The sequence below is a fragment of the Flavobacterium franklandianum genome, assembly GCF_007097365.1.
GTDB classification, from domain to species: domain Bacteria; phylum Bacteroidota; class Bacteroidia; order Flavobacteriales; family Flavobacteriaceae; genus Flavobacterium; species Flavobacterium franklandianum.
Genome location: NZ_VJZR01000008.1, coordinates 63,670 through 80,241 on the forward strand (window position 1 = coordinate 63,670; position 16,572 = coordinate 80,241).

The 16,572-nt window shown below is 34.4% G+C and carries 15 protein-coding genes; 9 read left to right on the forward strand and 6 right to left on the reverse strand.

Features of this window, described 5'->3' with window-relative positions; genetic code table 11:
* The first annotated feature begins 131 nt into the window (after positions 1 to 131).
* On the forward strand, positions 132 to 788 hold the full coding sequence (locus FNW17_RS10265) for a TrmH family RNA methyltransferase (protein ID WP_144071583.1): 657 nt from the start codon (positions 132 to 134) through the stop codon (positions 786 to 788).
* A 169-nt stretch (positions 789 to 957) separates the two neighbouring features.
* A complete protein-coding gene (locus FNW17_RS10270) occupies positions 958 to 1,320 on the forward strand; it encodes a hypothetical protein (RefSeq protein WP_144071584.1) in 363 nt (120 codons plus the stop codon).
* A 53-nt stretch (positions 1,321 to 1,373) separates the two neighbouring features.
* On the opposite strand, the gene FNW17_RS10275 is transcribed toward FNW17_RS10270, so the two are convergent.
* The 3 genes from FNW17_RS10275 to FNW17_RS10285 form a co-directional block, all read right to left on the reverse strand.
* Complete coding sequence (locus tag FNW17_RS10275) at positions 1,374 to 2,141, reverse strand: carboxypeptidase-like regulatory domain-containing protein (protein WP_144071585.1); 768 nt, start codon at positions 2,139 to 2,141, stop codon at positions 1,374 to 1,376.
* A 142-nt stretch (positions 2,142 to 2,283) separates the two neighbouring features.
* Complete coding sequence (locus FNW17_RS10280) at positions 2,284 to 4,245, reverse strand: DEAD/DEAH box helicase (protein WP_144071586.1); 1,962 nt, start codon at positions 4,243 to 4,245, stop codon at positions 2,284 to 2,286.
* A gap of 100 nt (positions 4,246 to 4,345) precedes the next feature.
* Positions 4,346 to 4,918, reverse strand: coding sequence for a non-canonical purine NTP diphosphatase (locus tag FNW17_RS10285; protein WP_144071587.1), 573 nt, complete (start codon positions 4,916 to 4,918; stop codon positions 4,346 to 4,348).
* 214 nt (positions 4,919 to 5,132) lie between these two features.
* Here FNW17_RS10285 and FNW17_RS10290 point away from each other — a divergent pair, with 214 nt between their 5' ends.
* Positions 5,133 to 5,576 carry a lipocalin family protein gene (locus FNW17_RS10290; protein ID WP_143390576.1) on the forward strand — a complete coding sequence of 148 codons (444 nt, stop codon included), beginning with the start codon at positions 5,133 to 5,135 and terminating at the stop codon, positions 5,574 to 5,576.
* Positions 5,577 to 6,127: 551 nt separating this feature from the next.
* On the opposite strand, the gene FNW17_RS10295 is transcribed toward FNW17_RS10290, so the two are convergent.
* Positions 6,128 to 6,934, reverse strand: a complete 807-nt coding sequence (locus FNW17_RS10295; RefSeq protein ID WP_143390575.1) for an NYN domain-containing protein — start codon at positions 6,932 to 6,934, stop codon at positions 6,128 to 6,130.
* Positions 6,935 to 7,025: 91 nt separating this feature from the next.
* Here FNW17_RS10295 and FNW17_RS10300 point away from each other — a divergent pair, with 91 nt between their 5' ends.
* Together FNW17_RS10300 and FNW17_RS10305 are read left to right on the forward strand one after the other, a co-directional pair.
* Positions 7,026 to 7,241: a hypothetical protein gene (locus FNW17_RS10300; protein WP_143390574.1), complete on the forward strand. Its 216-nt coding sequence runs from the start codon at positions 7,026 to 7,028 to the stop codon at positions 7,239 to 7,241.
* A gap of 42 nt (positions 7,242 to 7,283) precedes the next feature.
* Positions 7,284 to 8,546: an aminotransferase class I/II-fold pyridoxal phosphate-dependent enzyme gene (locus FNW17_RS10305; RefSeq protein WP_143390573.1), complete on the forward strand. Its 1,263-nt coding sequence runs from the start codon at positions 7,284 to 7,286 to the stop codon at positions 8,544 to 8,546.
* Positions 8,547 to 8,666: 120 nt separating this feature from the next.
* On the opposite strand, the gene FNW17_RS10310 is transcribed toward FNW17_RS10305, so the two are convergent.
* On the reverse strand, positions 8,667 to 9,785 hold the full coding sequence (locus FNW17_RS10310) for a GNAT family N-acetyltransferase (protein ID WP_144071588.1): 1,119 nt from the start codon (positions 9,783 to 9,785) through the stop codon (positions 8,667 to 8,669).
* A 24-nt stretch (positions 9,786 to 9,809) separates the two neighbouring features.
* On the reverse strand, positions 9,810 to 10,745 hold the full coding sequence (locus FNW17_RS10315) for a transporter (RefSeq protein ID WP_144071589.1): 936 nt from the start codon (positions 10,743 to 10,745) through the stop codon (positions 9,810 to 9,812).
* Positions 10,746 to 10,868: 123 nt separating this feature from the next.
* Here FNW17_RS10315 and FNW17_RS10320 point away from each other — a divergent pair, with 123 nt between their 5' ends.
* Genes FNW17_RS10320 through FNW17_RS10335 form a run of 4 tightly spaced genes read left to right on the forward strand, consistent with a single transcriptional unit; the run spans position 10,869 to position 16,469 of the window.
* A complete protein-coding gene (locus tag FNW17_RS10320; protein WP_143390570.1) occupies positions 10,869 to 11,150 on the forward strand; it encodes a DUF4834 family protein in 282 nt (93 codons plus the stop codon).
* Between the two features lie 40 nt (positions 11,151 to 11,190).
* Entirely contained in the window at positions 11,191 to 13,662 is a 2,472-nt protein-coding gene (locus FNW17_RS10325; protein ID WP_144071590.1) for a YfhO family protein, read from the forward strand.
* Between the two features lie 2 nt (positions 13,663 to 13,664).
* Positions 13,665 to 14,957, forward strand: coding sequence for a glycosyltransferase family 4 protein (locus FNW17_RS10330; RefSeq protein WP_144071591.1), 1,293 nt, complete (start codon positions 13,665 to 13,667; stop codon positions 14,955 to 14,957).
* Between the two features lie 15 nt (positions 14,958 to 14,972).
* Complete coding sequence (locus tag FNW17_RS10335; protein ID WP_144071592.1) at positions 14,973 to 16,469, forward strand: oligosaccharide flippase family protein; 1,497 nt, start codon at positions 14,973 to 14,975, stop codon at positions 16,467 to 16,469.
* Positions 16,470 to 16,572: the final 103 nt, after the last annotated feature.

Genomic DNA, 16,572 nt, shown 5'->3' on the forward strand with positions numbered 1-16,572 from the left:
TAATAATCTGCGAACCGAACCATAGCGAATAGGCGAAGCAATCTGCGGTTATTTTTTTTCTTTTCTTTCAATTTTAAATTGGAAATAAAACTACTCTTTTTTAGTATTTTTACCAAAAATAATTATGCAATATGATTGACCTTGATTACCTTAATTTTCTCGAAAACATCCTGACCGAAAATAGAAAATCCAAGTTTTTGAAAGTATTAGAAAACAGAACCAAACATTTCACAATTGTAGTTGAAGATGTTTTCCAAATGCACAATTCCAGTGCGGTAATGCGCAGTTGCGAGGTTTTTGGCATTCAGGAATTGAACGTTATTGAAGAGCGTTACGGAAAAAGTATCGACAAGGAAATTGCGATGGGTGCGCAAAAATGGGTGGATATTAACAAATTTGACAATGTGACTCATTGTGTAGATGCTTTAAAAAACCAAGGCTATCAAATTATTGCCACAACACCACATGAAAATGATTGTTTGTTGGAAGATTTTGACATTTCGAAACCTAGTGCTTTGTTTTTTGGAACAGAACGCGATGGATTGTCAAATGAGGTTTTGCAAAAAGCTGATGGATTTCTTAAAATTCCGATGGCGGGTTTTACCGAAAGTTTGAATGTTTCTGTTTCGGCTGCGATAATTATTCAAAACTTGACCAACAGATTACGACAGTCAGAAATTGATTGGCATTTATCCCAAGAAGAAATTTTGGAAAAGCGTTTGGCTTGGGCCAAGAGCTCGATAAAAGACATTAAGCGAATTGAGTCAAGGTATTTTTCAGAATTATAAAAGTTGCTGTTATTTGGTCTATTTTTTATCGATAATCTACACGCTACTTGTAAATTAAAGAGTTTTTTGTCCTTTAAACGATTTTAATATTTTTAGTTAGCAATAGTTTATACGTTTGTAAAGAAATCATAAAAGAAATCATTTCATGAATACTAAAAATATTTTTACCATGTCTTATCGACAAGATTATTTTGATGGTTATTCAAATGGTCAAAATCCTTTTTTGCAGATAGATTGTAAAAAAAGCAGTGTTGCTTATATTTCTGGATTTAATTCGGGAAGAATGGATTATGAGGAAATGAATGAGCAAATTTCTAAGGGAATTCCTCAACGCATTGTTACGATCAAAGTTTTGGAAGAATTTCTTCTAGCGGGTCTTCTAGGATTAAGTATCGAGGATGCTGATAATTATTCACTCTTCCAACTCAATATTATTGCAAAATGGTATCAGAGTGGCATTGAGAAATACGATCCGAGCCATAGTACTTATCTTTTTGATTTTCTTGAGGATAACGGAATCCATGTTGATTAGTTTTTTAAATCAATAAATTCATTAATTACTTTTTCTGACTAAATTGTTAGAATTTATTTCCTTTTCAATATTTTATATTCTTCATAGCAAGAGCTAATAGCATCTAGTATTTGAAGGTCGTTAGCTGTTTTTACAAATGATTCGGAATAATTACAACGTTCAAGAATTTCGGCAATTTCTTTTTTGTCCACGCCCAAAAGTGCTGCAATTGTTTCTCGATCATATTTAGTTTCCAAAAGATTTCGAACGGTATCGTCTTTCTTCATTTCTTTCAGCCTTTTGAGTTCATAAGGTTTTTTGCCAAAGAAATTATAAAGGGCATCAGCAGGATTAAAGATGGAACCCATCACTTTTCCGAAAGCATTTGGCGAATATTCTCCGGCTTCATACCCTTCGGTCAGCCCTGAAATACTATAACGATAATTTTCTTTTACAGGAATCAATTTTGAATCCACTTCGATATAGCCTGTTAAGTTGTAACGCCCAACGATTACTTCCTCTAGCGCATAAGCTTTTTCGGTCAGTTGGATTTTGGTGGTTTTGGTTTTTACCCAGTCGTTGGTCACTTTAATTCTCAAGGATTGGAATCCTATTATAGTAATGTGAAGTGTATCATTTACGGAAACGGCTAGTTCAAAGTTGCCTTTTTCATCTGTAGTAGTTCCTCTTACTTTATTAATGTTGATGATATTTACATTGGGTAAAGGGAATTTAGTGTTGTCATTGATAATGGTCCCAGTAACGGTTTGGGCTGGTTCAATAACTTGTGCGAAAGTTGTTGAGGAGAGTATTAAAAAAAAGAAAACTACAAAATATTTCATAAACTGATTTAAAACTTTAAAAGTAATAAAACGGGATTAAATATTTTGTAGTTTCAGTATAATTATAAGAAAATTAACAAAATGAGTTAATTTTCAATTCCCAAATTCCCCTCTCCTTTGGAGAGGGGCTAGGGGTGAGGATTTAACTTCTTCTTGGTCTTTTTTCTCTTGGAGCATCACCAAAACTTTCAGAACGTCTTGCTGGTCTTTCTGAGGAACCGCCTTCACGTCTAGGAGCTTCTGAGGATCTAGGTGCTCTTTCAGAGTAGCCGCTAGTTCTTGGAGCTGCAGTACTTCTTGGTCCAAAACCACCTTCACGTGGAGCTGAACTTTTGTCGCTTCTAAATCCGCCACCAGAACCTTCACGTCTTGGAGCAAAACTTCCTTCTCTTCTTGGAGCTGAACTTCTTTCTCCACCTGAACGACTTCCGCCAAAACCACCTGAACTTCTTCCGTTGTGATCGCGTCTTCCGCCACCGTCGTTTTTAGAAATTTCAACATTGATACGACGACCTTCTAATTGTACGTTGTTCAATATTTCCATTACTTTATCTGTGTGTTCTGGGTCGGTGTTAAAGAAAGAGAAACCTTCTTTTACATCTACTTTGAAAACGTCATCACGACCTAAGTCTAATGTTTCTTTCAAGTAATCTTTCAATGACATCCAATCGAAATTATCTCTTGAACCAATGTTCACGAAATATCTTGTAGCTCCGCCATTGTTGTTTTCTCTTTGAGCTCCGTCTCTATCATCACGCTCACGTCTTTCTGAACCTGAAGCTTGATTTGAAATGTCCCTGTTTTTCTTGTAGTAAGCAATAAAACGGTTGAATTCTACCGATACCATTTTCTTGATTAGTTCTTCTTTCGACAATCCTTCAAGAACGCTGTTTATAGCTGGAAGGTAGTTGTCAATTTCGTGATCTACTTCGGTATCCTTAATTTTGTTGGCAAGGTGCAACAATTGGATTTCGCAGATTTCGATTCCAGAAGGAATTGTTTTTTCTTCGAATTTCTGTTTGATGATTCTTTCGATAGAAGAAATCTTGCGGATTTCACTTTTGGTTACAATAACGATAGAAGTTCCTAATTTCCCTGCACGACCGGTACGGCCGGAACGGTGATTGTAAGTTTCTATTTCGTCAGGTAATTGGTAGTTTACTACGTGAGTGATATTGTCAACGTCAATTCCACGAGCTGCAACGTCAGTAGCAACAAGCATTTGGATTTGGCGACCTCTAAAAGATTTCATTACACCGTCACGTTGTGCTTGAGATAAATCTCCGTGCAAAGCGGCAGCGCTATACCCATCTTCAATTAATTTTTCGGCAACAGCTTGTGTGTCACGTTTCGTTCTACAAAAAACTACCGAGAAAATGTCTGGATTGGCATCGGCCAATCTTTTCAAAGCTTCATAACGGTCACGGGCATTTACCAAGTAAAATTCGTGAGAAACCGTCGCTGAACCTGAGTTTTTCGCTCCTACAGTAATTTCTACTGGTTCACGCATAAATTGTTTTGCAATTCGTGCTACTTCTTGCGGCATTGTTGCCGAGAATAACCATGTGTTTTTTTCGTCAGGTGTTGTTGAAAGGATGTTTACGATATCTTCGTAGAAACCCATGTTCAACATTTCATCTGCTTCGTCAAGAATACAGTAATTAATCTGGGAAATGTTTACCAATCCCCTGTTAATCATGTCTTGCATTCTACCTGGAGTAGCCACAATAATTTGTGCGCCTCTTTTGATGTCCCTAGCTTGGTCAGTAATACTTGCACCACCGTAAACTGCAACTACATTGATACCTTTTTCGTATTTGGAGTAGTTTTTAATCTCGTTTGTAATCTGCAAACATAGTTCGCGGGTAGGTGATAAAATCAACGCCTGTGTATTTCTGTTGTTGGCATCAATTTTTTGGATGACTGGAAAACCGAAAGCTGCCGTTTTCCCTGTCCCTGTCTGAGCCAACGCAACTAAATCAATGTCTTGTTCCAATAATAGGGGAATCGCTTTCTCCTGTACTTCGGTCGGATTCTCAAATCCTAGATCGATAATCGCACGTTGTAGCGATTCACTCAATCCTAATTGTTCAAATTTGTTCATATGTATTTTTAAAATTTGCTGCAAAAGTACTGCTAATAAATGAGAAAATCTAATGCAAATTCCAGATTTAATATTTTATTGTTATTTGAAAATCAATTAGTTAGTTTTTTAGGAACGCTATAAGTTGCTCTGTTGCCTTGCCACGATGGCTGATTGTACCTTTTTCTTCGAGCGAAAGTTGTGCAAAAGTCATCTTATAACCTTCGGGTTTGAAGATGGGATCATAGCCAAAACCCTGATTTCCTGTTTTTTCTAAAGTAATTTCGCCTTTGGAAATTCCTGTAAAAAGATGCTGTTTCCCATTTAAATTCAATGCAATTACTGTTTTAAACTGAGCTTTTCTATTGTTTTCATTGGATAAAGATTCTAATAATTTATTCATATTGTCCTCAGAATTACGTTGTTCTCCTGCGTAGCGAGCTGAGAAAACGCCAGGTTCACCGTTTAACGCTTCGACTTCTAGTCCTGTGTCATCTGCAAAGCAATCGTAGCCGTATTTTTGGGTTACATAATCAGCTTTCATAATTGCGTTTTCTTCTATAGTATCAGCCGTTTCTGGAATTTCTTCAAAACAACCAATGCTTTCTAGACTTATAATTTCGATAGTTGAAGGAAGCATTTGTTGGACTTCAACTATTTTATTTTTGTTGTTTGTTGCAAATACGAGTTTCATATTTTTAGTTTTGATTCGATATAATGCAAAGATACACCGTTTTGAAAATGGTAATTTCATTTTTTGATTTTCATTTTTAGACTAGATATTACTTTCATCTCTATATCATAAGATTAAACTTATGATCTGTTGGTATTTTGGGTAGATAAACAGACTTGCTTTTAGGTTTTATATTTTTTGATTATTTTTGTACACTAACCAATATAATTATGTGATGAAAAAATTAAATATTTTATTTGCTTCGGTATTAATTCTTGCAACAGTATTCACCTCTTGCACCAAAGATATTAGTGGACCTGTAGATATGGATTATCTAGTAGGAAAATGGAATTTCAATAAATCAACTGCGTCATCTAGCGGTTTTACCATCCCTTACACAACTGATTATTTAAAAAATGAAGATGGATGTACTAAAGATTATGTCGAATTTATTGCTGGAGGTATTGTGAAATTTGGTGATTATAAACCAAATTGTGTATTTGAAGAAAAAATAGGGACTTGGTCTCAAAATGGAAATAGTATTATAATAAATGTGGTAGGTTCTAGTTTTAATGGCACTTTTGATGTTGCGAGCCTATCATCAATCGAGTTAATATTAAAAATTGACGGCAATTACAACGGAAAATCGGGTACTTTAAACTTATATTTTACGAAGTAATACTTTAGAAATTATCTGCTTCATAATATAATGTTAAAGTAATGAAAAGCAGTGTTTTGAATTAATTTTATTTGTACATTTGAGTGTAGTTTTGATTAATTACTTGAGCATATAATATCATAAATATTCTATATTAGAAAAAGTATCTCAATAGTCAGCTATACTGTTTACAGCATAAGTTAGATAATGATAAATCAAAACTTACAAATTGGAGGGCTATAAAAAGCCCTCCTTTTTTGTCCAAAATTTTCATGGAAAGAGTAGGTTTATTTATATTCTAATTTCAATTGTATCTGTTTTATTACAGTTTGAATTATTTCTAAAGCAGGCGAGTTAAATTGAAGTTAAAATATTGATTTTTATATTATTGTAAAAATTAAAATGTAAATTTGATTATGGTTTTGATTAATTACTTGTTTGCTTAATCACCGAAATATGGAAGATTATTTATTAATCAACTAAAGGGTAATTCGAAGTAAATAATTGTAAATCAAAATCAAAAAAAGGAGGACTGTAAAAGGCCTCCTTTTTTGTGTTATATAAACAGATCATTAACTATAACGTAACCTCACAAAAACGTGCTTGATTCCTTTTTTGTCTGATTCTCTTTCGTCAATTTCTAGAATGTCGGTTAAGGATTTAAGCATAGGAGTCAGTTTTGAAAAACCGTAATTTCTAGGGTCGAATTCTGGTTTTTTCTTCACAATGAGATTTCCCACATCACCAAGGAAGGCCCAGCCATCTTCATCGCCAATAGCATCTAGGGTATCTTCAATAAGTTCTATAGTTTGGCTGTCGATTTTGTTGGGTGTCGTCTCTTTTTCTGCAGGTTTTTTAGACTCTGCAACAGGAGCAGCAGTTTGTTTTGGAGACTTGCTTCGTCCGTTTGCTATTACTCGGGTCTTTTTGATGGCTCCGTCTAAAACTTCTATATAGATGAATCTATCGCAAGCAACAATAAACGAATTGGGCGTTTTCTTTTCGCCAATGCCAATGACTTTCATTCCAGATTCTCTTAATCGAATGGCCAGTCGCGTGAAATCGCTGTCGCTGGAAACGATACAAAAACCATCCACTTTATCAGAGTACAACAAATCCATTGCATCGATAATCATCGCCGAATCCGAAGAGTTTTTCCCAACGGTATAACTGTATTGTTGAATAGGAGTGATGGCGTGTTCCAATAAAACCGTTTTCCAACCGTTTGCATTTGGTTTTGTCCAATCGGCATAAATACGTTTTGTGGTTGGCGTTCCGTATTTGGCTATTTCTTCCATCATTCCTTTTACATTGCTGTAAGGAACATTGTCGGCATCAATAAGGACTGCGAGTTTTAATTCTTTGGTATCTTGTGACATATAAAAATAGTGTTCAGAACTCAGTAGTGAGTATTCAATTAATCAAATATACAAAGTTTATTGTAAAATCGAATGCCTAGCCCAGATAGAAATGGAAATCCTTTTTTTGAGAAAAGCTATTTTTTCCTGGTGTTGCAGAACGACTCCCGACGCTTCGGGAGAAGTTCCTGCAAGGCCTTGGAAAAAAGATTTTATTAAAAAAGATTGTAATGAACAGCTGGAAATTGCTCCAGATTTTTCCTATCGCCAAAATGACAATTATGATTTTTTTAAATATATTTATATTATGATAAGAAAGATTAAATAATTAATTTTGCAACTTCAAAAAAATATAATACTTCACTATATTATGGTAAAAGATTTATTCGAAAGAATTCAAAACAATAAAGGACCATTGGGAAAATGGGCTTCACAAGCAGAAGGTTATTTTGTGTTTCCAAAATTAGAAGGAGATTTAGGACCAAGAATGAAATTTCAAGGAAAAGAGGTTTTAAACTGGAGTTTGAACGATTATTTAGGTCTAGCCAATCATCCCGAAGTGCGAAAAGCCGATGCTGATGCAGCTATCGAGTTTGGTGCAGCTGCTCCAATGGGAGCGAGAATGATGTCAGGTCACACCAAATATCACGAACAATTAGAGCAAGAATTGGCTGCTTTTGTCATGAAAGAATCGGCTTATTTGTTGAATTTTGGGTACCAAGGAATGGTGTCTATTATTGATGCTTTGGTAACCAGAAACGATGTGATTGTTTACGATGTAGATGCTCACGCTTGTATTATTGACGGCGTTCGTTTGCATAGCGGAAAACGTTTTACGTACAAGCACAACGACATTGAAAGTATGGAGAAAAACCTGCAACGTGCTACTAAATTGGCAACGGAACAAGGAGGAGGAATTCTTTTTATTACCGAAGGTGTTTTCGGAATGCGAGGACAACAAGGAAAGTTGAAAGAGATTGTAGCGATGAAAGAAAAATACAATTTCCGTCTTTTGGTCGATGATGCACACGGTTTTGGAACCCTTGGGAAAACAGGTGCTGGAGCAGGTGAGGAGCAAGGTGTTCAGGATGAAATTGATGTTTACTTTTCTACTTTTGCCAAATCGATGGCGAATATTGGTGCTTTTGTGGCTGCCGACAAGGAAATTATTGATTATTTGAAATACAATTTGCGTTCACAAATGTTTGCCAAAGCGTTGCCGATGATTCAAACCATTGGTTCTTTGAAACGTTTGGAATTATTGCGTAATTCGTCTGAATTGAAAGATAAACTTTGGGAGAATGTAAATGCGTTGCAAGGTGGATTGAGAAGTAAAGGATTTAATATTGGAGATACCAATACTTGTGTAACACCAGTTTATCTTGAAGGAAGTGTCCCAGAAGCGATGGTAATGGTGAATGATTTAAGAGAAAACTATGGTATTTTCTTGTCAATCGTAATTTATCCTGTTATTCCAAAAGGAATGATTTTATTGCGTGTTATTCCTACTGCACCACACACATTAGACGATATTGACCAAACACTAACCGCTTTTGAAGCGATTCGTGAGAAATTAGTAAACGGTACTTATAAAGAAATTGCCAGCAGAACTAAAGTCGATTTGGACGCTTAGTTTCAGATTTCAGATTAAGAATGTTAAATATCTGTATACAAACGAAAACGCCTTGATTTCTCAAGGCGTTTTCATTTTTTTGTTAACTTCCATCTTCCATCTTCCATCTTCCAACTCTTCTCAAAGATTTTTAATAAACGTTTTTCTCTTACAGTGAATTCTTGGGTCGAAATTTTTCCATAAATTATGAATAGCATGATTCTCTTCTAATTCAGGAGTTCTAATGCAATTGACAATTCCTTTTTCAGTAAAAGTTCTAAAATATTCGTCAAAAAGAATAGCTGTAACACCTTTGTTTTGGTATTCAGGATGAACGCCTATCAAGTAGAAAACAACATCTTTGCTGTGTTTTCTGGCTTTGAGTAAATGATAAAATCCAAAAGGGAAAAGTTTGCCTTTGGCTTTCTGCAACGCTTCTGAAAAACTAGGCATTACGATGCTGAAAGCTACAATATCATTATTTTTATCCATCACAAATTTGATGTATTCTGGATTGATGAAACTGATGTATTTCTTCTTAAAATATTCTTTTTGAGCGTCGGTGATGGCCACAAACGAAGATAAATCAGCATATGAACTATTGAACAAATCAAACATTTTGTCGACTAATGGCATAATATCTTTTGTTTTGGTAAAGGTCAAACTCGTTAGTTCATATCGTTTTTTGATTAAGGCTTGTGCTTTTACAAAAAATTCCGGTTTCACATTCGAAAACGGAAAAATACTTTCGATATATTCTTTCTCTTTTACAAATCCGAGTTGCTCTAAATGTGTTGAAAAATAAGGGTGATTGTACCAAGTAATCATTGTTCCCATTTCGTCGAAACCTTCGGTGAGAACACCCACTTTGTCCAAGTTGGAGAAACCCATTGGGCCTTCGACGTGTTCCAAATTGTTTTTTCTTCCTAATTCATATGCTTTTTCCAATAACGCTTTGGTGACTTCAATATCGTCAATTACGTCGAACCAACCAAAACGCACTTTCTTTTTGTGTTGGTTATTGACTTCGCCCCAGTTGATAATAGCGGCTATTCTGCCTACAATTTGATTGTTTTTATAAGCCAAATAAAAATAGGCTTCGGCACTTTCGAAAGCAGGATTTTTGGTTCGGTCAAAACTTTCCAATTCATCGGCAATTATGGGTGGAACCCAATATTTGTTGTCTTTGTATAAGGAGAAAGGAAATTTGACGAACTCGGTCATTTCCTTTTTTGTAACGGCTTCTTTGATGGTAATCATTAGTAATTATTAGGTGTTGTAAATTTATCCTTTTTTAGTTTTTTTAGCTTTTCTTTTGGCTTTTTTATCTGAATCTCCGGTGTCCACTTTCATTCGTATTTCTTTGTAACCGGCATCATAACGCCAAGAAAATCCAATTCCACCATAAAGTATTGAAGGTGTATCTTTCAAACTGGTACTTATCGAAGCATCAATTTGCAAATCATCGTGAATCAGATATGCGGCTCCACCACGAACAATCGCGTCACTATAAAAATCACTCATATAACCTTGATTTTCGATAAAACCAGACCATTTTCGATTGAAACCTTTGGTTAGGGTAATGCCGTAACCATAACTCGGATAATCTGTTCCAATGTAATCGGCAATAATATTGGTCACAAAAACCCAAGTTCCGTCACCAAAATGATTTTGGGTTATCAATGCTATTTTTGGAGAAATGGCCGCATCTGGCGAAAAATAATAAGGATTGTCAGCGAGAGTAATATTCGCCCCAGCAAAAACTGAAACCGCAGGAATAAATTGATGCCAATTAAAGGAATGATTGGCTTTCCAACTGAACACATTGATGTTTTTTTCGTAGTTTTTGAATGGGTCGTAAATCAAATATTTTGCACCCAAAACGGTTTGTTTGAAAGCTGATTTCTCTGGATAAGCTATGGCTGGATTTAAATATTCATATTGGTATTGCAAATCGGCAATCAATTCTAGTTTTTCCATGAGCAATCCCCATCTTAGTGTCATATCAATACCAAATCCATTGGCATCATAATTCAGAATGCTATGATTTTCTTTGATGCCATAAATCCCAGATTCTACTTGAATAACCGATTTTCCAACGGCATAAGCCGACATGGTTTCGCCAGGCCTATTCGAATTGATTTGGTCAGTGTGTTGTCCATAATGAATCAAAGGGAACAAAAAAAATGTTGCAACGACAAGGTTTTTGATTTTGTACATATTATGTTATTTGGTTAAAAAGGGATAACGCATTTCAAATGTACTATATTTTATTATTTATTTAAGAATGATATTTTAATTTTGAACCATGGAATTGTTAATTTTGCCAAAAATTATTTAATTATGCAAGAAGCATCATTTTCAGGATTTATAAGGACTTTAATTTATATCATTGCTATTTACTATATTATAAAGTTTTTAGCTAGAATTTTTTTGCCAGTATTAGTTAAAAAAGTAGTTCAAAAAGCGGGAGAAAATTTCCAAAAACAGCAGCAACAAGCACAAGGAAATTCTTGGCAAAAAACCGCAAATAAGGATGAAATTATTATTGATACTGCCAATGCTAAAAAACCTCGCGAAACCAAAAAAGTAGGGGAATATGTTGATTACGAAGAAATAGATTAAATTTACCCAAAAGCATTAGACCAAACCATAAACCGATTCGATGAAGCAACTTCAAAAGTTATATCCGCACGCCCTTGTCCTACTTGGATTCGTATTAATTTCTCTTATTTATTTTTATCCAGTTTTACAAGGCAAACAAATTCTGCAATCGGATATTGCCCAATACACCGGAATGGCAAAGGAGCAAAACGACTTTAGAGCTTCAGATCATCAAGAACCTTTTTGGACCAATTCGGCTTTTGGAGGAATGCCAACCTATCAATTGGGAGCCAAATATCCGCACGATTATATTGGAATGCTAGATGATGCCATTCGGTTTTTGCCTCGTCCTGCCGATTATTTATTCTTGTATTTTCTTGGTTTTTACGGCTTGCTTTTGGTTTTGAAAGTAGATCCGCTCAAAGCATTTTTTGGGGCGCTAGCCTTTGGGTTTTCTACTTATTTGATAATAATTTTAGGTGTTGGTCATAATGCCAAAGCACACGCCATTGGGTATATGCCATTGGTTATTGCTGGTTTTATACTGGTTTTTCAAAAGAAATACATTTGGGGAGGATTGCTGACGATGTTTGCCGTTGCTTTGGAAATCAACGCCAATCACTTTCAAATGACCTATTATTTGTTGATTTTTTTGTTGGTACTTTCGGGGTATTTTATTTATTTGGCAATAAAAGAAAAAGAATTTAAACCTCTTTTTACTTCCTTCGGAGTTTTGGCAATAGCTGGAATTTTTGCCATTGGAGCCAATGCTACGAATTTATTGGCCACAGCCGAATATGCAAAATTTAGTACTCGTGGAAAAAGTGAATTGACTTTAAATCCAGATGGCTCAAAAATAACAGGAAACAGTGCTCTGTCACGTGAATACATCACCGAATACAGTTACGGAATTGCCGAAAGTTTCAATTTGATTGCGCCACGACTTTTTGGAGGTGGAAACAGCGAAAAATTGAATACAGATTCGAGTGTTTATAAATTTATGACGCAATATGGAGCATCTCCAGAAGAGGCTCAACAATTTACAGAAAACTATGGTTTTACTTATTGGGGGCAGCAACCTATAGTGGCAGCGCCGGCTTATATTGGAATTGTTGTTTTCTTTTTAGGTATTTTGGGATTGTATCATGACAACCGAAAAATTAAGTATGTTTTTCTTGCTGGAGCATTATTTTCCTTGGTGTTGTCTTGGGGTAAAAATTTATCTTCGGTTACCGATTTCTTTATAGATTTTGTTCCAATGTATGATAAGTTTAGAGCGGTTTCGTCCATACAAGTGATTTTGGAACTTTGTTTTCCAGTGCTGGCTATTATGGGTTTCCAATCATTTTTCACCCAAGACAAAGAAAAACAATGGCCAAGTTTATGGAAGGCATCAGCTACTGTATTTGGACTAATAATAGGATTATTTCTTCTCAGAAGTACTTTTGATTTTGTGGGTCAAATGGATTCTCAATTGTTGCAAATGTTCAGTCAAGGACAAGACAAAGCTTTTGGAACAGGATTTATAGACGCTTTAAAAGAAGACAGAAAAAGTTTGTATGCGGCAGATTTATTGCGTTCAGGATTCTTTATTTTGATTGCGGCTGGTGTTTTATGGTTGTTTCTCAAAAATAAATTAGCACAAAATACAACCATAATTCTTGTGGGATTAGTAATGGTTTTCGATTTGGTTCTAGTAGATAAAAATTATGTTGATGCCGATGGTTTTGTTAGCAAAAGAGAAGTAGAAGTTCCTTTTCAGGAAACGCCAGCCGATGTTCAGATTTTACAAGACAAGTCCCATTACAGAGTTTTTGAGGTGGATGGAAATCTTTCCAGCGCCAGATCCTCTTATTTTCATAAATCGATTGGGGGTTATAGTGCCGTAAAACCTCGAAGAATGCAACAATTATTTGATTATCAAATTGCCAAAAACAATATTGAGGTTTTGAATATGTTGAATGTAAAATACATTATTCAAACCGATTCAACGGGTGCTGCGTTTCCAGTTCAAAACCCGAATGCCAATGGAAATGCATGGTTTGTCAAAGAATTGAAAGCTGTTAATTCTGCTGATGCTGAGATTACCGCATTGGACAAGTTGGATTCTAAAAATGTGGCTGTATATAGCCCAGATGATACAGGACTGCTTATTTTAAAACGAATGCTTCTTAAAAATAAAAGCTTTGTAAAAGATTCTCTAGCATCAATTAAATTGGATTTTTATAAACCAAATCATTTAAATTATACATCAAATAATACTAATAATGGATTAGCAGTTTTTTCTGAGATGTATTATAGAAATGGTTGGAAAGTTACAATTGACGGTAAAACTGCTGGTATTTTTAGAGTAAATTACGTTTTGAGAGGAATGCAAATTCCAGCAGGAAAACATACTATAGAGTTCAAATTTGAACCTCAAGTTGTACAAACAGGAAGTATGATTACGCTTTTTAGTTTTATTGGAATGATGTTGTTATTAGTTGGAGGGATTTATGTTGAAAAGAAGAAAAGTTTAAACTTTAAATTTTAAACTTGAAACCAGAAAAACTCCTCATCATAACTTATTATTGGCCTCCAGCTGGTGGGCCAGGCGTTCAGCGTTGGTTAAAATTCGTGAAATATTTACCCGATTTTGGTGTTCAGCCCATTGTTTATATTCCGGAGAATCCTACGTATCCTATTGTGGATGAAAACTTGATAAAAGAAGTTTCAGACAAGGCTATTATTTTAAAACATAAAATCTTCGAACCCTATCAACTGGCTTCGTTTCTTTCGAAGAATAAAACCAAAAAAATGAATTCGGGGATTATTCCAAATCAAAGAAAACAATCTTTTTTAGATAAATTATTGCTGTGGATTCGGGGCAATTTATTTATTCCTGATGCCCGTGTTTTTTGGGTAAAACCTTCGGTGAAATTTCTCGAAAAATACATTGTCGATAATAATATAGACACCATTGTCACTTCGGGACCACCACACAGTTTGCATCTTATTGGACTGGAATTAAAGCAGAAATTGAATGTCAAATGGTTTGCTGATTTCCGTGATCCTTGGACAACTATTGGCTATCATAAATCCTTGAGATTGTCTAGTTTTGCTGCCAAGAAACACAAATCATTGGAACATCAAGTTCTAAATTCTGCTGACACAATTATTGTAACCAGCAACACTACAAAAACCGAGTTTCAAGCCATTACAACCAAACCAATTGCCGTAATCACGAATGGTTATGACACGGAAAATATTGCTAAAGAAGCTTTGGATACTAAATTTTCTTTGGCACACATTGGTTCTTTTCTTTCCGAAAGAAACCCAAAATTGCTCTGGGAAGTTTTAGTGGAATTGCTCCACGAAATTCCTGATTTTAAAATCCATTTAGAAATAAAATTAATAGGAGCAGTTAGTCAAGAGGTTTTAGAAACCATTTCTCAATTTGAATTGAATCCCTATTTGAATAATTTGGGATATGTTTCACATTCCGAGGCGATTGCGCATCAAAGGAAATCACAAGTTTTATTACTTATCGAAATTAATTCAGATGATACAAAAAGTATTATTCCAGGTAAATTGTTTGAATATATGGTTTCAGGAAGGCCCATTATTGCAATTGGACCAAATGGATCCGACTTTGCCGAAATTATTACCAATACAAACACAGGCGTATTCTTTGATTATTCCGAGAAAATGAAACTAAAAAGTGTACTTTTGGGCCATTATAATCAATTTTTGGAAGGAAAACTACAATCGAATGGAGTTGGTTTACAACAATATTCAAGAAAAAGTTTGACCGAAAAATTAGTAAAACTTCTAACTTCCAGCTTCTAACTTCTAATTTTTAAAATGGGAATAGTATTAAATCAGTCTTTTAAAAACACAATAATAACGTACATAGGTTTTGCGATTGGGGGGATTAACACCATTTATTTGTATCCCGTTTTACTTGGGGCAACTTATTATGGACTTTCAAATTTTATACTTTCATTTGCCAATGTAATCATGCCTATTTTTGCCATTGGAATGCAAAATACTTTGGTAAAATTCTATTCTCAGTGTAAAACTAGCGAGGAGCGTTCCCGTTTTTTATCGTTTACTGTCTTATTTCCTTTTGTAATAATAATACCATTTTTGTTACTTGGGTTGTTCTATTATGATGAAATTCTATTTTTCTTGTCCAAAAAAAATAAAATTGTAAAAAATTATATTTGGCTAATCCCTTTAATAGGTTTGTGCATGGCTTATTTTGAGATTTTTTATGCTTGGTTGAGAGTTCATATGCATTCGGTTTTTGGAAATTTTATTAAAGAAGTGGGTTTGCGTTCGGCCTCACTACTATTATTAATTTGTGTTTATTTTGGTTGGTTGAGTGTAGCTGGGTTTATTTATGCCACAGCAGTTGTGTATTTAATTGCTCTGATTGTAACTATGTTTTATGCTTTCAGTATTCAAAAACCAGTATTTCAGTTTACGATTCCAGGTAATGTAAAGGATGTATTGACTTATACTTTTTATATTATTTTGTCAGGAAGTGTGGCTAATTTATTGTTAGATGGGGATAAAATTATTCTCAATCAATATATGAATATTGAAAATATCGCTTTTTATTCGGTGGCTACATACATTGCTTTGGTAATTTCTGTTCCAAGTCGTGCAATGCATCAAATTGTGTATCCCATTACTGCAAAATTGATGCACGAAAATAAACATGATGAAATGGATAATCTGTACAAAAAAACATCAATTAATTTACAAGTGGTAGGGGGTTATGTAATGCTTGGGATTTTTGTGAATATTAATATGTTGTATGAAATAATTATTCAGGGAATCAAAGATCCCGCGGAAAAAGAATTATATCTTGGCAGTATAATGGTAGTTTTTATGATAGGATTGTCAAAATATTTTGACTTGATTTTAGGGAATAATAACGCCATAATTTTTAATACCAAATATTACCGAACCGTCTTGTTGTTAGGAGTTCTTTTGGTGATTATGACCATTGGATTGAATATGATTTTTATTCCAATTTATGGTATAATTGGCTCAGCATTTGCCACTTTATTATCAATAACTTTATATAGTTTGGCCAAATTGCTTTTTGTGGTAAAAAAGTTAGATTTGTATCCTTTTACCAAACAAACCTTGTATTCAATGGCTTTAACGCTTGTTTTGTTTGTTGCATTTTACTTTTGGGAGTTTCCTTTTAATCCTATTATTTCGATTGTACTAAAATCCGTGTTGTTGACAATCGCTTATGTTTATCTCAATTATCGTTTTGTTATTTCTATTGAAATCAACGAGGTAATGGATAAGTATTTGAAGAAGCTTAAAATTATGAAGTAGTTTGATTTCAATATAATAGGTTCTTTTTTATAAAGTAAAAAAAATAAACCATTAAGAAAATTAAGGTTCATTAATCATATAAATCTTAATTTTATTAATGGTT